The organism is Rubrivivax gelatinosus (assembly GCF_004340905.1).
Lineage (GTDB): Bacteria > Pseudomonadota > Gammaproteobacteria > Burkholderiales > Burkholderiaceae_C > Rubrivivax > Rubrivivax gelatinosus.
In genome coordinates this window covers 1-18,217 of sequence record NZ_SLXD01000017.1, presented here as the reverse complement: position 1 = coordinate 18,217, position 18,217 = coordinate 1, and the positions used below count along the sequence as shown (strand labels likewise).

Sequence of the window (18,217 nt, the reverse complement as noted above, 5' to 3'; positions counted from 1 at the left end):
GTACCCGAAAGCCCTTGAACGGCCTGTGCAACCGGGCTGAACCCGGACAGCCCGGCGGGCTGCTGAAATGGCGCCATGAACCCGCTGCCCACGCTCTTCCTGTCCCACGGCTCGCCGATGACCGCGCTCGAACCGGGCGCGGCCGGCGAGTTCTTCCATCGTCTGGGCCCGGCGATCGACGCCGCCTTCGGCCGCCCGCAGGCGATCCTCGCGATCTCGGCGCACAGCCTGACGCGCGAGCCGGTGCTGGTGGCCGGCGCGCGCCACGAGACGATCCACGACTTCGGCGGTTTCCCCGACGCGCTGTACCGGCTGCGTTACGACGCGCCGGGTGCGCCCGGACTCGCGACGCGTGTGCAAGCCCTGCTGGCCGACGCCGGCATCGCCGTGCAGCGCCACGACGGCGGCGGCCTGGACCACGGCATCTGGACGCCGCTGCTGCACGTCTACCCGGCCGCCGACGTGCCGGTACTGCCGCTGGCCTGGCCGCCGGGCTGGACGCCGGCGCAGCTGTTCGCGCTCGGCCGCGCGCTGGCCCCGCTGGCCGCCGAGGGCGTGCTGGTGCTGGCCAGCGGCAGCATCACGCACAACCTGCGCCGTGTCTTCGCCGCGCTGGGCGCCGGCCAGGTCGACGCGCCGGCGACGCTGGAGAGCACGGCCTTCCGCGACTGGTTCGCCGACCGCGGCGCGGCGGCCGACTGGCCCGCGCTGCTGGCCTGGCGCAGCCAGGCGCCGCACGCGGCGCTGATGCACCCGACGGACGAGCACCTGCTGCCCTTCTTCGTCGCCGCCGGCGTGGCCGGCGAGGCGCCGACGGCGTTGCGCGTGCACGCCAGCCTGACCTACGGCGACCTGGGCATGGACGCCTACGCCTTCGGGCCGCAGGCGGCGCGGCTGGCCGAAACCCTGACGGCATAAGGCACGCGGCGCCCGAGGCTTCGGCGTCGCCGTTATCGTCGCGCCATGATCGCCTTCATCTGGATCGTCACCGCGCTGGGTCTGGCCTTGTGGTCGCTGGGCGCCTGGGGCCTGCACACGCTGCTGCGGGCCGACGCCGGCTGGGTCGGCGACCTGGGCGAACTGGTCGACCGCGTGCCCTACGGCGCGCTCATCGACCGCTGGTTCCCCGGCTGGCAGGCGCTGATGCACGCCCTGCTGGACCTGACGCAGAGCACGCTGGGCCTGCTCGGCGCGGCGGCGCCGCTGATCGTCTGGTCCGCCTGGGCGGTGGGTGCGCTGGGGCTGGCGCTGTTCGGCGGTTTCCTGACGCTGCTCGTCGTGCTGCTGCGCCGCGACGATCGCGGCCGCGCCGCGGCCTGATCAGCCGGCGGCGAACACCGCGTCGAGTTCGCGCTTCCAGCGCGCCTTCTGCTCGGCCGGCACGAAGCTGGCCTCCAGGCTGTTGGCCGCCAGCGCATGGGCCTCGTCGCGGCCCAGCGCCGGATGGGCGTCGAAGACGGCGCGGTAGTTGTCCAGCAGGTAGCCGCCGAAGTACGCCGGGTCGTCGCTGTTGACGGTGACGCAGACACCCGCGGCCAGCAGCTCGGGCAGGCGGTGCGACGCCATGTCGGGGTAGACGCAGAGCTTGACGTTGGACAGTGGGCAGACCGTCAGCGGCACCCGTTCGGCGGCCAGCCGCGCGACCAGCGCCGGCTTGTCCAGGCTGCGCACGCCGTGGTCCACACGCTCGACCTTCAGCAGGTCCAGCGCCGTCTCGACGTACTCGGCCGGGCCCTCCTCGCCGGCGTGGGCGACGAGGTGCAGGCCGAGTTCGCGGCAGCGTGCGAACACGCGCGCGAACTTCTCCGGCGGGTGGCCGCGCTCGCTGCTGTCCAGGCCGACGCCGATGAACAGGTGGCGGTACGGCAGCGCCGCTTCCAGCGTCGCGAAGGCGTCCTCTTCGCTCAGGTGGCGCAGGAAACACAGGATCAGCGAGGCGCTGATGCCCAGCTCGGCGTGGGCACGCTGGCAGGCGTGGTGCAGGCCGACGATGACGGTCTCGATCGGCACGCCGCGCGCGGTGTGGGTCTGCGGGTCGAAGAAGAGTTCGGCGTGCACGACGCCGTCGGCCGCGGCGCGCTCGAAGTAGGCCCAGGCCATCTCGAAGAAGTCGGCCTCCTTCAACAGCACGCTGGCGCCGGCGTAATAGATGTCGAGGAAGCTCTGCAGGTCAGTGAAGGCGTAGGCCGCACGCAGCGCGTCGACGCTGGCGTAAGGCAGCGCGACGCCGTTGCGCCCGGCCAGGCGGAAGATCAGCTCGGGCTCCAGCGTGCCTTCGATGTGCACGTGCAGCTCGGCTTTCGGCATCTTGCGCAGCAGGGCGGTGAGGGACATGGCGCTCTCTCGGTTTTGCATTGGGGCGCGACTGTACGCCGCCGCCTACGACATCTGTCGTATTGGCCGGCGAAGCCCCGCTCCCGACACTGGCCCCAGTTCAACCGGCCGCCCGGCCACCTGGAGGGGTCCACCACATGGCTACTGCCAACCGCCGCAGCTTCGTCCTGCAAACCGTCGCCGCCGCCGCGTTCGCCGCGGCCGGCCTCGGCTCCGCCCACGCCGCCGACACGATCAAGGTCGGCGTGCTGCACTCGCTGTCGGGCACGATGGCGATCTCCGAGACGGTGTTGAAGGACACCATCCTGATGGCCATCGACAAGGTCAACGCCAAGGGTGGTGTGCTCGGCAAGAAGCTGGAGCCGGTGGTCGTCGACCCGGCCTCGAACTGGCCGCTGTTCGCCGAGAAGACGCGCCAGCTGATCGGCAAGGACAAGGTCTCGGTGATCTTCGGCTGCTGGACCAGCGTCTCGCGCAAGAGCGTGCTGCCGGTCGTCGAGGAGCTCAACGGCCTGCTCTTCTACCCGGTGCAGTACGAAGGCGAGGAGCTGAGCAAGAACGTCTTCTACACCGGCGCGGCGCCCAACCAGCAGGCCATTCCCGCCGTCGAGTACCTGATGAGCAAGGACGGCGGCGGCGCCAAACGTTTCGTGCTGCTGGGCACCGACTACGTCTACCCGCGCACGACGAACAAGATCCTGCGCGCCTTCCTGAAGAGCAAAGGCATCGCCGACGCCGACATCCTCGAGGAGTACACCCCGTTCGGCCACTCCGACTACCAGTCGATCATCGCCAAGATCAAGAAGTTCGCCGCCGAGGGCAAGAAGACCGCGGTGGTCTCGACGATCAACGGCGACTCCAACGTGCCCTTCTACAAGGAGCTGGGCAACCAGGGCCTGAAGGCCACCGACGTGCCGGTCGTGGCGTTCTCGGTCGGTGAAGAGGAGCTGCGCGGCGTCGACACCAAGCCGCTGGTGGGCCACCTGGCGGCGTGGAACTACTTCATGTCGATCAAGAACCCGACCAACGCCGAGTTCATCAAGAAGTGGTCGGCCTACGCCAAGGCCAAGAACATCCCGGGCCACAAGGACAAGCCGCTGACCAACGACCCGATGGAAGCCAGCTACATCGGCTTCAACATGTGGGTGCAGGCGGTGGAGAAGGCCAAGAGCACCGACACCGACAAGGTGATCGCGGCGATGGCCGGCCAGACCTTCAAGGCGCCCAGCGGCATCGTGTCCAAGATGGACGAGAAGAACCACCACCTGCACAAGAGCGTGTTCATCGGCGAGGTGAAGGCCGACGGCCAGTTCAACGTCGTCTGGAAGACGCCGGGGCCGGTGAAGGCCCAGCCGTGGAGTCCGTACATCCCCGAGAACAAGGGCAAGAAGGACGAACCGGTCGTCGCAGCGAAGCCCTGACGGAACCCGCCGCACGGGCTCCCTCCCCCTCTCCCGCTGGCGGGAGAGGGTTGGGGTGAGGGCGGTGGCGCACCACGAGCCCTCACCCCCCGCCCTCTCCCGCGTTGCGGGAGAGGGAGCCACGCGCCCCGCCCCCGCACCCTGACCGCGGTTCCCCGACGATGCTCCACCGACTCCTTCTCTGCCTGGCGCTGCTCGCGCCGCTGGCCGCCCAGGCGCTGACGCCCGAGCAGGCGGCGCGCATCGCCGCGGGCGACAGCGACGAGCGCATCGCGGCGCTGAACGAGGCCGTCGCCGCCGGCGACGCGGCGCTCGCGCCCTTCGTGCAGGCCTTGCTCGACGACGCCGTCAAGGTGGCCGGCGGCAAGGCCTACGTCTTCGACGGCAGCGACACGCGCCTGGCCGGCACGGCCCAGGTCGTCGTGCTGCCCGACGACGCCGAGGACGTGGTCAACAACAACCGCATGCGCCGCGAGCTCGAAGCCGCGCTCGCCGGCCTGCGCCTGTTCTCCGCCGACCGCGCCGAACGCGCCGCCGCCATCGAGGCGCTGAAGGACGGCGTCGACGAAAGCCGCCTGCCGCTGCTGGCCAAAGCCGAGGCCGCCGAGCCCGACACCACGCTGAAGGCACGGCTGGCGATGCTCAAAGCCAGCGCGCTGATCACCGCCGAAGACCCGGCCAAACGCCTGGCCGCGGCAAAACTGCTGGCCGACAGCCCCGAGCCGGCGACCAAGTCGCTGCTGCTGGAGCGGCTGCAGGCCGAAACCGACGCCAGCGTCAAAGGCGCGCTGGTCGCCTCACTGGACCGCGTCGAATCGCGCCTGGCCTGGGGCGAACGCCTGGGTGTCGTCTTCACCGGCATCAGCCTGGGCTCGATCCTGCTGCTGGCCGCACTCGGCCTGGCCATCACCTACGGGCTGATGGGCGTGATCAACATGGCGCACGGCGAGCTGATCATGATCGGCGCCTACGCGACCTACGTCGTGCAGGGCCTGTTCCGCAGCTGGCTGCCGGGCGCCTTCGACTGGTACGTGGTCGCGGCGATCCCGGTGGCCTTCCTCGCCAGCGCGCTGGTCGGCGCGGTGCTGGAACGCAGCGTCATCCGCTTCCTCTACGGCCGGCCGCTGGAGACGCTGCTGGGCACCTGGGGCATCAGCCTGATCCTGATGCAGAGCGTGCGCACGCTGTTCGGCGCGCAGAACGTCGGCGTCGAGAACCCCGCCTGGCTGTCGGGCGGCGTGCAGCTGCTGCCCAACCTGGTGCTGCCCTACAACCGCATCGCGATCATCGTCTTCGCGGGCCTGGTGCTGGCCGGCGTGGCGCTGCTGATCGGCAAGACGCGGCTGGGCCTGTTCGTGCGCGGCGTGACGCAGAACCGGCGCATGGCCGCCTGCGTCGGCATCGACACCGCGCGCATCGACACCTACGCGTTTTCGCTCGGCGCCGGCATCGCCGGGCTCGCCGGCTGCGCGCTCAGCCAGGTCGGCAACGTCGGCCCCGACCTGGGCCAGGGCTACATCGTCGACTCCTTCATGGTCGTCGTGCTCGGCGGCGTCGGCCAGCTCGCCGGCACCGTCTACGCCGGCCTCGGCCTGGGCGTGCTGAACAAGCTGCTCGAAGGCTGGCAGGGCGCGGTGCTGGCCAAGATCACCGTGCTCGTCTTCATCGTCGTGTTCATCCAGAAACGTCCGCAGGGCATCTTTGCCTTGAAGGGCCGCAGTGCGGAGGCTTGAGGAGATGGCCCAGATGCAGGAACCCGCCCTCACCCCGGCCCTCTCCCGCCAGCGGGAGAGGGGGGAAGACGGCGCTGCCGGTGTGGCGCCCTCTCCCGCTGGCGGGAGAGGGCGGGGGGTGAGGGCCGGTGTTCTCGCCGCCACCATCACCATCACCACCGTCGTCCCGCTGCTGAACCTGGCCGTGCCCGAGACCAGCGCGCTGCACCTGAGCGACTACGCCGTCAGCCTGCTCGGCAAGATCCTCTGCTACGCGATCTGCGCGCTGGCGATGGACCTGATCTGGGGCTACACCGGCATCCTGTCGCTGGGCCACGGGCTGTTCTTCGCGCTCGGCGGCTACGCGATGGGCATGTACCTGATGCGCCAGATCGGCAGCGATGGCCAGTACCGCAGCACGCTGCCGGATTTCATGGTCTTTCTCGACTGGAAGGAGCTGCCCTGGCACTGGGCGTTCAGCGACTCCTTCGTCTTCCAGATGGCGCTGGTGCTGCTGGTGCCGGGGCTGCTGGCGCTGGTGTTCGGCTTCTTCGCCTTCCGCTCGCGCATCAAGGGCGTGTACTTCTCGATCATCACGCAGGCGCTGACCTTCGCCGCGATGCTGCTGTTCTTCCGCAACGAGACCGGCTTCGGCGGCAACAACGGCTTCACCGACTTCAAGCGCATCCTCGACCTGCCGATCGCCACGCCCGGCATGCGCGTCGTGCTGTGCGTCGCCAGCGGCCTGGTGCTGATCGGCTTCTTCGTGATGGCGCGCGCCATCGTCACCAGCAAGTACGGGCGTGTGCTGCAGGCCATCCGCGACGCCGAGAGCCGGGTGATGTTCACCGGCTACAACCCGCTGGCCTACAAGCTGAGCATCTGGGTGCTGTCGGCGGTGATGTGCGGCGTGGCCGGCGCCTTGTACGTGCCGCAGGTCGGCATCATCAACCCCGGCGAGATGAGCCCGGCGGCGTCGATCGAGATCGCGATCTGGACGGCCGTCGGCGGCCGCGCGACGCTCGTCGGCCCGATCGTCGGCGCCTTCTTCGTCAACGGCGCCAAGAGCTGGTTCACCGTCGCCTTCCCCGAGTTCTGGCTGTTCTTCCTGGGCGCGCTGTTCATCGCGGTGACGCTGTTCCTGCCCCAGGGCCTGGTCGGCCTGCTCCGGCGCCGCAAGAAGGAGACGCGACCGTGACCCCGGACCTGATGGCCGCCGGCGCCGAGCGCCTGGCGCGGCTGCAAGCACGCGAGGCCGAACGCGGCGGCTCGGGCGGGCGCAGCGCCGCCTACGGCCGCGTCGCCGGCGCCGAGGCCGACTTCGCACACGGCGTCGCGCTCTACGTCGAGGACGTCAGCGTCAGCTTCGACGGCTTCAAGGCGCTGAAGTCCTTGAGCCTGGCGATCGACGTCGGCGAGCTGCGCTGCATCATCGGCCCCAACGGCGCCGGCAAGACGACGATGATGGACTGCATCACCGGCAAGACGCGCCCCGACAGCGGCCGCGTCAGCTTCGGCAGCAACATCGACCTGCTGCGCCTGTCCGAGGCCGAGATCGCCCAGGCAGGCGTCGGCCGCAAGTTCCAGAAGCCGACGGTCTACGAGGAGCTGTCGGTCTTCGAGAACCTGGAGCTGGCGCTGAAGGCCGACCGTGGCGTGCGCTCGGCGCTGTTCTGGCGCCTGAACGGCGAGCAGCGCGACCGCATCGCCGAGGTGCTGGCGCTGATCCACCTGAAGGACGAGCTGGCACGCACCGCCGGCCTGCTGAGCCACGGCCAGAAGCAGTGGCTGGAGATCGGCATGCTGCTGATGCAGGACCCGAAGCTGCTGCTGCTGGACGAGCCGGTGGCCGGCATGACCGACGAGGAGACCGAGCGCACCGCCGAGCTCTTCCTCAGCCTGGAAGGCCAGCACAGCCTGGTCGTCGTCGAGCACGACATGAAGTTCGTCGAGCAGCTCACCGAAGGCCGCAAGAAGGTCACCGTGCTGCACGAGGGCAGCGTGCTGGCCGAAGGGCGGCTCTCGGACGTCCAGGCCAACGAGAAAGTGGTCGAAGTCTATTTGGGACGTTAACGCCATGCTGAAGGTCGAGGGACTGAACCAGTACTACGGCGGCAGCCACATCCTGCGCAACGTGTCGTTCGAGGCGAAGGTCGGCGAGGTGACCGTCGTGCTGGGCCGCAACGGCGTCGGCAAGACGACGCTGCTCAAGAGCCTGATGGGCGTGGTGCCGGTGAAGACCGGCACGGTGGCGCTGGACGGCGCCGACCTGAGCAAGGCCACGAGCTACGAGCGTGTGCGCCGCGGCGTCGGCTACGTGCCGCAGGGGCGCGAGATCTTCGGCCGCCTGACGGTCGAGGAGAACCTGCGCATGGGCCTGGCGACGAAGCCCGCCGGCACCGAGATCCCGGCCGAGCTCTTCGAGCTGTTCCCGGTGTTGAAGCAGATGCTGGCGCGCCGCGGCGGCGACCTGTCGGGTGGGCAGCAGCAGCAGCTGGCCATCGCGCGCGCGCTGGCCGCCGGCCCCAAGCTGCTGATGCTCGACGAGCCCACCGAGGGCATCCAGCCCAGCATCATCAAGGACATCGGCCGCGTGATCCGCATGCTGGCCGACCGCAAGACCATGGCCATCGTGCTCGTCGAGCAGTACTACGACTTCGCCGAGGAACTGGCCGACCAGTACCTGGTGATGGAACGCGGCGAGATCGTCGCGCGCGGCCGCGGCGCCGACATGCAGGCCGACGGCGTGCGCCAGCGCATGTCGATCTGATCGCGGGGCCGGCAGCCGGCGTAGGATTCAGTCCCACGCCACCGGAGACCGCCATGCGTTCGACGCAGCAGTTCAGCATCACGCTGCCGCACGAAATGGCCGACGCGGTGCGCGCCAAGGTCGCCTCGGGCCAGTACGCCACCGAGAGCGAAGTCATCCGCGACGGCCTGCGCGTGCTGCTGGCGCGTGACTCGGCGGTGGAGAAGTGGCTGCATGACGAGGTCGCGCAGACCGTGGACGCGATGCGCGCCGACCCATCGAGGGGGCTCAGCGTCGAGGACGTGAAGGCCCGACTGGCGGCGCTGCACCGCAGACACGGCGGCGCCTGATGCGTTACCGGGTGATCTACTCGCCGAAGCCGCGCGCCATCTCGACGAGCTGTACGTCTACATCGCGCTGGAGGGCTCGCCCGCTGCTGCGGAGCGCTACACCAGCGCGGTCGTCGCGACCTGTGAGTCGCTGTCGACCTTCCCCCAACGCGGGACGCCAAGAAGCGAGATTCGGGCAGGCTTGAGGCTGACCTTCCACGGCAAGCGCACGGTGATCGCCTACACCGTCGACGATGAAACAAGGCGGGTCGAGATCGCCGGTGTGTTCCATGGTGGACAGGACTACGCCGCCGCCATGGTCTCCCGAGACGACTGAACCCGCTCCCGATGCAAGCGCCATTCGGACACCCCGCATGAACCCGCCCGACCTGCTCGCCCGCCTCGACGCCATCGGCCGCTCGCTCGCCGCCACCGGCCAGGCCCTGGCCCTGATCGGCCTGGGTTCGGTGGGCCGCGAAACGGCGCGGCTGGACGCCTGGTCCGACCTGGACTTCTTCGCCATCGTCGAGCCCGGCGCCAAGGCGGGTTACCTCGACCGCCTGGACTGGCTGGACGCCGCGCACCCGCTGGCCTGGCACTTCCGCAACACCGCAGACGGCCACAAGGCGCTGATGGCCGACGGCGTGTTCTGCGAGTTCGCGGTCTTCGAGCCGCAGGAGCTGGCCGGCATCCCGTTCGCACCCGGCCGCCTGGTCTGGGCGCGCGACGGCGTAGCCCCGGCGATCGTCGAACCGCGCCGCCCGCTGCCGGCCGCCACCCTGCCCGATGAGACCTGGATCGTCGGCGAGGCGCTGTCCAGCCTGCTCGTCGGCCTGCAGCGCTGGCAGCGCGGCGAGAAGCTGAGCGCGATGCGCCTGGTGCAGGTCCATGCGCTGGACCGGCTGATCGAGCTGGACACGCTGCGCGCCGCCCCGGCGCCGGGCGACCCGTTCAACCGCGAACGCCGGCTGGAAGCCCGCCAGGCCACGCTGGCCGCCGAGCTGCCGGCGCTGGCGCCCGGCTACACGCAGACGCCGGCCGCCGCGCTGGCGCTGCTGGCCGCGCTGGAACGGCGCGGGGCGCTGCTCAACGGCGCCGCGGTGGCCCGCATCCGCGCGCTGGCCGGCGGCTGACAGCCCCGCCGCCGCCACGCTTTCCTTCTCGACGGGCCCCGGGCGCGCGCGCGATCATGCGCCGCACGGGTGCGGCGCACCGCGCCCGGCCGGCGCCGGCGCACCCGCGGCGCATTCCGACAGACCCCCCCCACGCTGAAGGAGAACCGCATGGCACGCACGATGAAAGCCGCCGTCTTCGTCGAGAAGGGCCGCATCGAATTGCGCGAGAAGCCGATCCCCGAGGTCGGCCCCAACGACGCGCTGCTGCGCATCACGACGACGACGATCTGCGGCACCGACGTCCACATCCTGAAGGGCGAGTACCCGGTGGCCCCGGGGCTGACGGTGGGCCACGAGCCGGTGGGCGTGATCGAGAAGCTGGGCTCGGCGGTCGTCGGCTACCAGGAGGGCCAGCGCGTGATCGCCGGCGCGATCTGCCCCAACTTCAACAGTTATGCCGCGATGGACGGCAAGCCCAGCCAGGACGGCAGCTACCTGATCCCGTCGGGCCGCTGCGGCTGCCACGGCTACAAGGCGACGGCCGGCTGGCGCTTCGGCAACCTGATCGACGGCACCCAGGCCGAGTACGTGCTGGTGCCCGACGCCCAGGCCAACCTGGCGCCGGTGCCCGACGGTCTGAGCGACGAGCAGGTGCTGATGTGCCCGGACATCATGTCCACCGGCTTTGCCGGCGCCGAGAACGCCGGCATCCGCCTGGGCGACACGGTGGTCGTCTTCGCCCAGGGCCCGATCGGCCTGTGCGCCGCGGCCGGCGCGCGGCTGATGGGCGCCACCACGGTGATCGGCGTCGACGGCAACGACCACCGGCTGGAAGTCGCCCAGCAGATGGGCGCCGACATCGTGCTGAACTTCAAGCGCTGCGACGTCGTCGACGAGGTGATGAAGCTGACCGGCGGCCGCGGCGCCGACGCCGCGATCGAGGCGCTGGGCACGCAGCAGACCTTCGAGGGCGCACTACGGGTGCTGAAGCCCGGCGGCACGCTGTCCAGCCTGGGCGTGTATTCCGAAGACCTGCGCATCCCGATGGCGGCGTTCGCCGCCGGCCTGGGCGACCACACGATCAAGACCGCGCTGTGCCCCGGCGGCAAGGAACGCATGCGCCGGCTGATGAACGTCATCGAGGCCGGGCGGCTGGACCTGTCGCCGATGGTGACCCACCACTACCCGCTCGACGACATCGTCGCGGCGTACGAGCTGTTCTCGCATCAGCGGGATGGAGTGTTGAAGGTGGCGTTGAAGCCCTGAGCCGGGCCGCCGGGCGGCGCGCCTGGCGTGTTGCACCGCTCGAAGGGTGGCAGCCCGGGCAGGCTGTCAGGGGGATCGCGACGATCCTGGCGGGCTGGCCAGGAAGCGGTGCGCCCGAGCAGATGGTCGTAGAGACGCCCGGGCTCGTCCTTCGCGCTCTGCCTGAATGCGACCCTAAAGCTCAGGTCGAAGCGGGGCGGTACTTGCCTCGCAAATGCGCACGCCGGGCCTCCAGCTTGGCCTGAAGCTCGGCGTGGACCTCATCGACTGAGTAGCTGACGCCGGTGCTTCGGTACTCAGCCCATGCAGCATCCGCGCGGGCCAAAAGCTCTTTCTGGGCGAGGCGGTGCTGCACCGCGCTGCGCACCGTGGCCTCGACGAACCCGGACAAGGTCTCGCCTTCGCGAAGCACCGATTCGAGATCCGCGCGCAGCTGGGGATCCACGTGCACCGGGGGAAGGATGGCGCTCTTCATGCAGCCAGCGTGTTGCACAGGCGTTGCAGCGTCAAGGACTTCGGGGCTTGTCCTGATGGCGGCCATCACCGCCGGGCTGCCACACGATCAGGACCGCTGCGCCCCGGCGGCCGGCTGGGCCTGGGGACGATGGTGAGCCAGCACTACCGGCTGGACGACAGCGTCGCGGCGTGCGAGCTGTTGGCTCATCAGCGGGATGGGGTTGGCTCCGAAGCCCTGATTGAAAGCTTGAGGGTGATGGGTCGGTGCTGCGCCGGCATCGGCGCGTAGCGCCCCGCCCCCCACCCACCGGCAGCTCCGACTTCGCTGCGCTGCTCGGTTTCGCGGTCGCGCGGCCCAACTCGCTGCGCTCACTGGCGTGAGCTCCGCTCAAACAGTCGGCCGCGAGTCAGATCACGAAGCGCGCTAAAGCGCGCCGACCGCGAACCCTGCGCTGCTCGCCGCCGAAGAGTCGCAGCCGGCGGGTGGGGGGCGGGGCGCTTGGGGACGCTCGTGGGTCGCCGTCAATCGGCTGCGGTGCGCCAGTTCGGTTCGTCGCCCGACCAGCGCTCGCGCACGAAGTCGACGAAGCAGCGGACCTTGGGCGACTTGTGCGCGCCGGGCAGATGCAGCGCGTACAGGCTGCTGCCCAGGTTGCCGTGGGCCTGGTGGTCAGCGAGCACTTGGGCCAGGCGGCCCGCGGCCAGATCGTCCTCGACGGCGAAACGCGGCAGCAGCGCGAAGCCAAGGCCGCGAACGGCCAGGTCACGCACCGCCTCGCTGCTGTTGACCGAGACGCGCGTCGTCACCGGCACTTCCTGCGTCGCCGCGCCTCGCGTGAAGCGCCACCGCGCGCTGCGGCTCTTGAAGCCGTAGAACAGGCAAGGCCGGTCGTGCAGGTCGGCCGGCGTGGCGACGCCCGCGCCGTGCGCCAGCCCGGGCCTGGCGACGACGGCGTAGTCGATGGCGCACAGGCGCTGCGCCACGAGGGGGTCGGGCGGCGTGTCGCACAGCCGCAGCAGCACGTCGACGCCCTCTTCCACCGGGTCGACGTGGCGGTCCAGCAGGCAGAGCTGCAGTTCCACCTCGGGGTATCGCTGCATGAACGCCGGCACCAGCGGGACGAGGTGGCGCGTGCCGAAGGCCACCGAAGCGCTGACGGTCAGCACGCCGCGCGGCTGGCTGCGCCGCGACAGCGCGTCGGCCTGGGTCTGTTCCAGCTCCTGCAGCACCCGCTGCGCACGTTCGTAGACCTGCGCGCCGGCTTCGGTGAGCACCAGGCGCCGGGTGCTGCGGTGCATCAGCCGCGTGTCCAGCAGTTCCTCCAGCGCGCGAAGCTGGCGGCTGACCGCGCCCTTGTCCAGCCCGAGGGTGGCCGCCGCGCCCGAGATGCTGCCCTGCGCCGCGATGTGCGCGAAGGTGATCATCAGCTTGGCTTGCTGGACAGGGGAGGAAACAGCCATGTTGTCCTGTAGTCAACGATCGTTTGCCGATTAGACCGCTACCGCCGCATTGGCGGAGTTTCAACAATGGTGGCCTCTCTCCCCGTCGAAGGAGCCGCCATGACCACCACCGCCGCCCCGCTGGCCGCCGCGCCTGGCGCCACCGCCCCGACGACGCCGCTGCTCTGGCCGGCGGTCTTCATCCTGATGTGGAGCACCGGCTACGTGGCCGGCAAGCTGGGCCTGCCCTATGCCGGCCCGTTCACGCTGCTGTTCCTGCGTTTCGGCGTCGCCGCGGCCGTGCTGATGGTGGTGGCGCTGGTGACGCGGGCGCCCTGGCCGCGCACGGCGCGGCAGTGGCTGCACGTCGTCGTCGTCGGCCTGCTGATCCAGGCGCTGCAGTTCTCAGGCCTGTACGCCGGGCTGGCGCTGGGCGTGTCGGCCGGGGTGTCGGCGGTGATCGTCGGGCTGATGCCGGTCTGCACCGCACTCGGCGCGGTCGTCTTCCTCGGCGAGCGCATCGGCCTGCGGCAGGTTGTCGGGCTGACGCTGGGGCTGGCCGGCGTGGCGCTGGTCGTCGCGCACAAGCTGGGCGGCGGTGGGGGCGGCGTGGCCGGCCATCTGGCCGTGGGCCTGGCGCTGCTGGGCATCACCTCCGGCACGCTGTACCAGAAGAAGTTCTGCGCCGGCATGGACTTGCGCAGCGGTGGCGCCATCCAGCTCGGCGCGTCGACGCTGGTCGTCGGCGTGCTGGGCGCCTGGCACGAAGGGCTGGCGCTGCAGTGGACGCCGGCGCTGGTCGGTGCGTCGCTGTGGCTCAGCCTGGTGAACTCGATCGGCGCCGTCAGCGTGATGTTCCTGCTGCTGCGCCGCGGCGAGGCCAGCCGGGTGGCGAGCCTGTTCTACCTGATCCCGGCGGTGACGGCCGTCATGGGGTACGCGGTGCTCGGGGAGACGCTGACGGTGTGGCAGGGGGTGGGGGTCGGGGTGTCGGCGGCGGGGGTGTATCTGGCGACGAGGCGCCTGCCGGCGTAGGGATTTCCGACCGTGAAGGGTGGTGCGCCGGCTCCGGCGTGTAGCGCCCTCGGAAGTTGCATCGTGCGGCCGAATAGAACAGCAGGCTTCACCTCGACGGTAGAGATTCCAAAACCGTAAGTATCTTTCGAAGCGCGTCGACTTCGTCTCGATAGCCAACGGCCGCGATTATGTTTGGCATGCCGAGAGCCATCAACGTCACATGACCTTCACCGATCTGAAGCCAATGTTTACTGCCGTCAGGGTTTTCATACTGCGTCTGCGCGACGCCCGCGCTTGTTGAGTCAAAAATTATCACGCCAGGGATGTCACTTTGTTCGGCTATTTGCAGCTCAATTCCAACCCCAATCGACGGATAGCTACACTCCGCGACGACCAAATCAGCCCACTCCACCAAATCCCGATCCCACTCATAGCATAATTTCGCCCGATCCCCGAAAGATTGCATTGACAGCTGCGGATCGCTATCCTTAAGAGGATATCGGACCTCTGCACCAAAGTCCTGCATTCCCAGAGCAAGGCGATGAATCAGTCGGACGTATTTCTCGAAGTCGGATCTTGGGACATGAGTGAGTCCGCATGCGAGGTAGATTTTCATGACCATCAACTTGCTGGGCGAACGTTTGGGGTCATGCATTGATGCCCAGTGATCTCTGCCGCCATCTCATCAATGAACTGCGGCAGCGACATTTGAATGAATTCGCTTAACAGCCAATTCTGATGCCCACTAAATAGTTTGGCAATCTGCATAGGGCTATATCTCGACAGCTCGCTGAGGCGATGCATCGCGGCAAGAGAGATTGTGAGCGGCGAACGGCGTATAGCACGCTCTCCGTTTTTCGGCTGTGCCTTCGCATACCAAAGCGTTGTTGAGCCGGCAATATATTGAACATCCGGCCGCAGCGCTCTATTAAGCTCTTTAATGCCGTTGATGTCCACAGAATTAACCAGCGCAGCAGACTCAATTTTCACACTCGCAGACGATCTTACACTACGGTCGCCGGACACCGCCGAGTCATCAACCAAAGTCTTTGGTAGGCGGCATAGGTAGGAATTACAATCAAAATCTGAGCTGATTTGAGCAGCAAAGTGCGCTCGCCCGTTAGTCGGATCAAATACGTATCTACAGTTCGTAAGCGGAATAAATAGCTCCGCTCTTTTATCGTATGTAATACAGAATGTTCTATGAATACAGAGAAGATTGAAAAGCAAATCGTATAAACTGTAGACAGTATCAGCTTCACTCTCCCCCAGGCACCTCGACAGCATTGGAAGAATCCCCTTCTTCCGCATCATTACGCCTTCGTTATGCAAGTCAATTCCGCCTTGCTTTTTCGTTGCGCGCGTTACGCCGTGAAACTCTTCGAGCTGCATCCCCCTGGAAGCCAATAATGCCTTTGCAGCATTCATGTAGCAATAATAGAGAGGCAGAGGAGCCGACTCGTTTGGCAGCCCTTGCGCTGCAGCCGCAAAGGCCTTTGCCTGAGTCCAGTAAAAGGCAGCCGTCCCCGCGGCCTCGTCATTTCTTCGCTGCAGCCAGAGTTTTACATATTCCCACGGACTGTTAGTTAGCACCGTCCGGCCGCCGAAATCAGCTTCGCAGGTTGCCTTGTGCGGCTTGACGTCACGGCCAAAGAGCTTCAAGTTTTTAGTTTCCATCAATCTGGTTTCGCTGCCGCAATCAATCTGACCATGCCTCAGGGAATTTCGATTTTGAACTGCAAAATCTGCTTCCGGGGCGCGCCGCCGAGACGACTTATGCGGGTATGTATATCCTTCGTAGTTCCTCGACAATTTGATCAGCAGCCGGCACTTGCCATTGCCAATCCGCCCTCGATTGCTCCCTAGCAACTCGTTCAGAGAGATCGTCCATCTCTAACGACAACAGCCGCAGCGATTCGAACTTCTCGTCGCTTTCCAGAATTAGTCGAGATCCATCGGGTGTTCTTAGGGTGCTCGCGAAGTTTGGGCGTCGGATGAGGTCATCCAAAAAGCGCGTCGCCTCGGCCAATATAGCCAGTTCGTTTGCGATACCGACCGTCAGCGCCGCCATGTCCGAATGCCACAGGGCCGAAGCAAGGTCATAGCTTGACAACTCGATTTTGGTCCCATCATTAATTGCGTCAGCCTTGACGTTCTTGCATAGGCGGATAGCCTTTTTCAAGCCGCCCGCGCTGAGTTGATCTCGCGCATTGATCTGCCGGATGTGCTTGAATGGTGTATTGAGCACACGCTCAGGCACGTCCTTGTTGAGTATGTGAACCCCGCGGTCAACTTCATTGAAACTGTACTGATAAGCGACCGTATCAAACCAGTTGGACGGAACAACATCGACGGGGCGTCGCAGCGACCCGCCGGACACGTTGATTGCCTTTGCTCCATCCTTCTTCACCTTTGCCGCCGGAAAGGAGGCATCAAGGATCGATTCAGACTCCTTTCGGAGTTCGACCAGCGCCTGCAATGTGTCGTAGGTCACCGGGCTTGCATACCCACCAGACAAGGCTTTTTGTCCATTCAAGTCGTAGTGGATGTAGCGACCATCCAGTACAAGCAAGTCCACGTCACTGACACCACGAATGTGAATGTCGCAAGCGACTGAGCCCTGCAACCGAAACTCAGGCGAGATTGCTTTTTTTTCTAGACCTTTCTTCAGCTGCTCCTTCACCCGTTCTGCCTCTTCTAGGCTGATGCGGGTGTATTCAGGGTCCACCGCCTGCATCGCCCCGAGCGCGTACTGTGTGTGCTTCTGGAATGGTGCTCGCCTCGCGTAAGACTCCTGCGACAGGCTCTTCGCGATTACCTGCGTCGCTGACTCCATCGCCAAGTCGGCGATCCGGTCCTTGCCTGTCCGTCGCTCCCGCAACGAGTTGAGTCGCTTGTCGATATCACGTGCCATTCTTCCCCCTTCGTATCAGTTTCAGGGTGCCGAACGTGTAGCGCCCATGGCCGTTGAAGTATTCCCCCTCGGCGCTCTGAAGATCCGACGAAAATGTAAGCTCAGCAGATCCTCGGTGGCCCTTCAGGTTGGCTTCTCCGATGCGCGGCTCATTCTTGTAGTTGTACAAGAGCCTAAATCCATCGGCTTGGTCATAGACGAGCGCAGCAGCCACGCTGCTCGACCTCGATTGCCCGGTTTTGAGGCGAACACGCAGCTTGTCCCAACTCTGGACAATCGTAACTTCACCTGCCCACGGTGATCCACCTTCGCTCAGGGTTTGGCCTTTGCAGTCCCAGGTGCCCGACAAGTCCGGTACCTTGAGCAGGTTAGCCAGCTTGGACCATTTCCAGATACGTGACTCGAAGAGCCAGTAAAGGGCCATGTAGATCAGCCCTGCAGTCAACGGCCACATTACCAAGCCCGGCACATGGTCTCCGAGGCCTAGCTTCTTTGCCAAGTCGATCAGCCATAAGGCAAGTGACCCAAGCCCGGCAGCTATCGCAGATGCGGCGATGCTCAGGTACCGACCTATCGCGGCACGGTTGAGTCCGCCGAGGACTGAGTATTCGTGTTCCAAGCGGCTTTCCCCAAGAATTTATATTGACCTTGCCTCTGAATCCCGCAAGATGCCATTGAAGTTCTTCGTCTCCAACAGGTAGACGACCATCCCGCGCGTCAGGATCAGGTGGTCGATCTGCACCACCTCGCCGTCGACCTGGAAACGCAGGTCGTGCAGCAGCATGCGGTCGGGGTCGTCCCGCAGGTAGTTGTCGAGGAAGTGCGCCGCATCGCGCTCGCCGGCGATGCCGCGTTTCAGGCGGAACTGCTCGTCGCGCAGCGAGTCGCGCTGGCGGCGGTCCAACAGCGGGGATTTCTGCAAATCCTCGAGCAGTGCGAGCCGCTTCGACTTGTCGTCGGCGGACTTGATCAGCACGCGATGACCTCCCTGGTCACTTTTGCCAGGGATCATGCCACCGCGTTACGCCCGCATACAAAGCTTCGCCCGCCCGATGCGCGCGAACTGCGGCACACGGGGCGGGCGAATGCGGGGCTGTTTCGGCGCGGTTTGCGCCAGATCTAATCCGCCACCGGCGTCAGCTTGCGCCTGGCGCCCCGCGGGACACCGAGGCGGCGGGCAGCAGCGTGGCGGTGGCCGCGCAAGCCACGCGCGGCACCTTGCACGCGGTCTTCAACCCGACGCGACGAAGACTGGAGCCCCATAGTGCTGTCGCCCCGCCGTCTTGCGGCCACAAAAGCCAACGCCCCATTTCAGCCACAACTTCCTTGGCTGCAGCAGATAGTGCAAGTACGTTTGCACTAAACGACGGTCCTGATTAGAAATGTTCGTCAGCCTGCCTGATCACCTTGCCAGTTCTCGGCGCGGCGCGAGCGACGTCGACTATGAGACGAGCGACGAGGCCC

20 protein-coding genes are annotated in these 18,217 nt (G+C 66.9%); 12 read left to right on the top strand and 8 right to left on the bottom strand.

Going from position 1 to position 18,217, the window contains the following annotated elements; all coding sequences use genetic code 11:
• Positions 1–75: 75 nt before the first annotated feature.
• Positions 76–918, top strand: coding sequence for a dioxygenase family protein (locus tag EV684_RS21505; RefSeq protein ID WP_132649401.1), 843 nt, complete (start codon positions 76–78; stop codon positions 916–918).
• 45 nt (positions 919–963) lie between these two features.
• Positions 964–1,320: a hypothetical protein gene (locus EV684_RS21500; protein WP_132649400.1), complete on the top strand. Its 357-nt coding sequence runs from the start codon at positions 964–966 to the stop codon at positions 1,318–1,320.
• Here the strand turns inward: EV684_RS21500 and EV684_RS21495 are convergent, their stop codons facing one another.
• Positions 1,321–2,334, bottom strand: a complete 1,014-nt coding sequence (locus EV684_RS21495) for an adenosine deaminase (protein WP_132649399.1) — start codon at positions 2,332–2,334, stop codon at positions 1,321–1,323. It abuts the gene before it with no gap.
• A gap of 137 nt (positions 2,335–2,471) precedes the next feature.
• Here EV684_RS21495 and urtA point away from each other — a divergent pair, with 137 nt between their 5' ends.
• The 9 genes from urtA (at position 2,472) to EV684_RS21450 (ending at position 10,926) form a co-directional block, all read left to right on the top strand.
• Entirely contained in the window at positions 2,472–3,755 is a 1,284-nt protein-coding gene (gene urtA / locus EV684_RS21490; RefSeq protein ID WP_132649398.1) for an urea ABC transporter substrate-binding protein, read from the top strand.
• 161 nt (positions 3,756–3,916) lie between these two features.
• Positions 3,917–5,488 carry an urea ABC transporter permease subunit UrtB gene (urtB, locus tag EV684_RS21485; RefSeq protein WP_132649397.1) on the top strand — a complete coding sequence of 524 codons (1,572 nt, stop codon included), beginning with the start codon at positions 3,917–3,919 and terminating at the stop codon, positions 5,486–5,488.
• Positions 5,489–5,606: 118 nt separating this feature from the next.
• The gene (gene urtC / locus EV684_RS21480; RefSeq protein ID WP_132649396.1) at positions 5,607–6,665 is read left to right on the top strand and encodes an urea ABC transporter permease subunit UrtC; all 1,059 of its coding nucleotides are present in this window, start codon (positions 5,607–5,609) and stop codon (positions 6,663–6,665) included.
• Complete coding sequence (urtD, locus tag EV684_RS21475) at positions 6,662–7,540, top strand: urea ABC transporter ATP-binding protein UrtD (protein ID WP_132649395.1); 879 nt, start codon at positions 6,662–6,664, stop codon at positions 7,538–7,540. Before urtC ends, urtD begins: the two co-directional genes overlap by 4 nt.
• Before the next feature lie 4 nt (positions 7,541–7,544).
• Positions 7,545–8,237, top strand: coding sequence for an urea ABC transporter ATP-binding subunit UrtE (gene urtE, locus EV684_RS21470; RefSeq protein ID WP_132649394.1), 693 nt, complete (start codon positions 7,545–7,547; stop codon positions 8,235–8,237).
• Positions 8,238–8,290: 53 nt separating this feature from the next.
• Positions 8,291–8,566 (top strand): ribbon-helix-helix domain-containing protein, encoded by a 276-nt coding sequence (locus tag EV684_RS21465; RefSeq protein ID WP_132649393.1) that lies wholly within the window; start codon positions 8,291–8,293, stop codon positions 8,564–8,566.
• A 49-nt stretch (positions 8,567–8,615) separates the two neighbouring features.
• Positions 8,616–8,882 carry a type II toxin-antitoxin system RelE/ParE family toxin gene (locus tag EV684_RS21460; protein ID WP_132649392.1) on the top strand — a complete coding sequence of 89 codons (267 nt, stop codon included), beginning with the start codon at positions 8,616–8,618 and terminating at the stop codon, positions 8,880–8,882.
• Positions 8,883–8,919: 37 nt separating this feature from the next.
• The gene (locus tag EV684_RS21455; RefSeq protein ID WP_132649391.1) at positions 8,920–9,678 is read left to right on the top strand and encodes a hypothetical protein; all 759 of its coding nucleotides are present in this window, start codon (positions 8,920–8,922) and stop codon (positions 9,676–9,678) included.
• A 150-nt stretch (positions 9,679–9,828) separates the two neighbouring features.
• Positions 9,829–10,926, top strand: a complete 1,098-nt coding sequence (locus tag EV684_RS21450; RefSeq protein WP_132649390.1) for an NAD(P)-dependent alcohol dehydrogenase — start codon at positions 9,829–9,831, stop codon at positions 10,924–10,926.
• A gap of 181 nt (positions 10,927–11,107) precedes the next feature.
• Here EV684_RS21450 and EV684_RS21445 read toward each other — a convergent pair whose 3' ends face one another.
• Positions 11,108–11,401 carry a YlcI/YnfO family protein gene (locus EV684_RS21445; RefSeq protein WP_132649389.1) on the bottom strand — a complete coding sequence of 98 codons (294 nt, stop codon included), beginning with the start codon at positions 11,399–11,401 and terminating at the stop codon, positions 11,108–11,110.
• A gap of 503 nt (positions 11,402–11,904) precedes the next feature.
• On the bottom strand, positions 11,905–12,843 hold the full coding sequence (locus EV684_RS21435) for a LysR family transcriptional regulator (RefSeq protein WP_132649387.1): 939 nt from the start codon (positions 12,841–12,843) through the stop codon (positions 11,905–11,907).
• A 99-nt stretch (positions 12,844–12,942) separates the two neighbouring features.
• On the opposite strand from EV684_RS21435, the gene EV684_RS21430 reads away from it, so the two are divergent.
• Positions 12,943–13,857, top strand: coding sequence for a DMT family transporter (locus EV684_RS21430; RefSeq protein ID WP_132649386.1), 915 nt, complete (start codon positions 12,943–12,945; stop codon positions 13,855–13,857).
• 88 nt (positions 13,858–13,945) lie between these two features.
• Here the strand turns inward: EV684_RS21430 and EV684_RS21425 are convergent, their stop codons facing one another.
• The 5 genes from EV684_RS21425 to EV684_RS21405 form a co-directional block, all read right to left on the bottom strand.
• Positions 13,946–14,455 (bottom strand): TIR domain-containing protein, encoded by a 510-nt coding sequence (locus EV684_RS21425; protein WP_132649385.1) that lies wholly within the window; start codon positions 14,453–14,455, stop codon positions 13,946–13,948.
• 5 nt (positions 14,456–14,460) lie between these two features.
• Positions 14,461–15,501, bottom strand: coding sequence for a YaaC family protein (locus EV684_RS21420; protein ID WP_207896862.1), 1,041 nt, complete (start codon positions 15,499–15,501; stop codon positions 14,461–14,463).
• A gap of 112 nt (positions 15,502–15,613) precedes the next feature.
• Positions 15,614–16,753, bottom strand: a complete 1,140-nt coding sequence (locus tag EV684_RS21415) for a nucleotidyltransferase family protein (protein ID WP_132649383.1) — start codon at positions 16,751–16,753, stop codon at positions 15,614–15,616.
• Positions 16,743–17,372, bottom strand: coding sequence for a Cap15 family cyclic dinucleotide receptor domain-containing protein (locus EV684_RS21410; RefSeq protein ID WP_132649382.1), 630 nt, complete (start codon positions 17,370–17,372; stop codon positions 16,743–16,745). The genes EV684_RS21415 and EV684_RS21410 overlap by 11 nt, the downstream gene beginning before the upstream one ends.
• A gap of 18 nt (positions 17,373–17,390) precedes the next feature.
• Positions 17,391–17,729, bottom strand: a complete 339-nt coding sequence (locus EV684_RS21405) for a nuclease-related domain-containing protein (RefSeq protein WP_243651252.1) — start codon at positions 17,727–17,729, stop codon at positions 17,391–17,393.
• Positions 17,730–18,217: the final 488 nt, after the last annotated feature.

Bases quoted from the DNA above. Each gene is read 5' to 3' on its own strand.
- EV684_RS21505 (WP_132649401.1), top strand. From the start codon at position 76: ATGAACCCGCTGCCCACGCTCTTCCTGTCCCACGGCTCGCCGATGACC.
- EV684_RS21500 (WP_132649400.1), top strand. From the start codon at position 964: ATGATCGCCTTCATCTGGATCGTCACCGCGCTGGGTCTGGCCTTGTGG.
- EV684_RS21495 (WP_132649399.1), bottom strand. From the start codon at position 2,334: ATGTCCCTCACCGCCCTGCTGCGCAAGATGCCGAAAGCCGAGCTGCAC.
- urtA (WP_132649398.1), top strand. From the start codon at position 2,472: ATGGCTACTGCCAACCGCCGCAGCTTCGTCCTGCAAACCGTCGCCGCC.
- urtB (WP_132649397.1), top strand. From the start codon at position 3,917: ATGCTCCACCGACTCCTTCTCTGCCTGGCGCTGCTCGCGCCGCTGGCC.
- urtE (WP_132649394.1), top strand. From the start codon at position 7,545: ATGCTGAAGGTCGAGGGACTGAACCAGTACTACGGCGGCAGCCACATC.
- EV684_RS21465 (WP_132649393.1), top strand. From the start codon at position 8,291: ATGCGTTCGACGCAGCAGTTCAGCATCACGCTGCCGCACGAAATGGCC.
- EV684_RS21455 (WP_132649391.1), top strand. From the start codon at position 8,920: ATGAACCCGCCCGACCTGCTCGCCCGCCTCGACGCCATCGGCCGCTCG.
- EV684_RS21450 (WP_132649390.1), top strand. From the start codon at position 9,829: ATGGCACGCACGATGAAAGCCGCCGTCTTCGTCGAGAAGGGCCGCATC.
- EV684_RS21445 (WP_132649389.1), bottom strand. From the start codon at position 11,401: ATGAAGAGCGCCATCCTTCCCCCGGTGCACGTGGATCCCCAGCTGCGC.
- EV684_RS21435 (WP_132649387.1), bottom strand. From the start codon at position 12,843: ATGGCTGTTTCCTCCCCTGTCCAGCAAGCCAAGCTGATGATCACCTTC.
- EV684_RS21430 (WP_132649386.1), top strand. From the start codon at position 12,943: ATGACCACCACCGCCGCCCCGCTGGCCGCCGCGCCTGGCGCCACCGCC.
- EV684_RS21425 (WP_132649385.1), bottom strand. From the start codon at position 14,455: ATGAAAATCTACCTCGCATGCGGACTCACTCATGTCCCAAGATCCGAC.
- EV684_RS21415 (WP_132649383.1), bottom strand. From the start codon at position 16,753: ATGGCACGTGATATCGACAAGCGACTCAACTCGTTGCGGGAGCGACGG.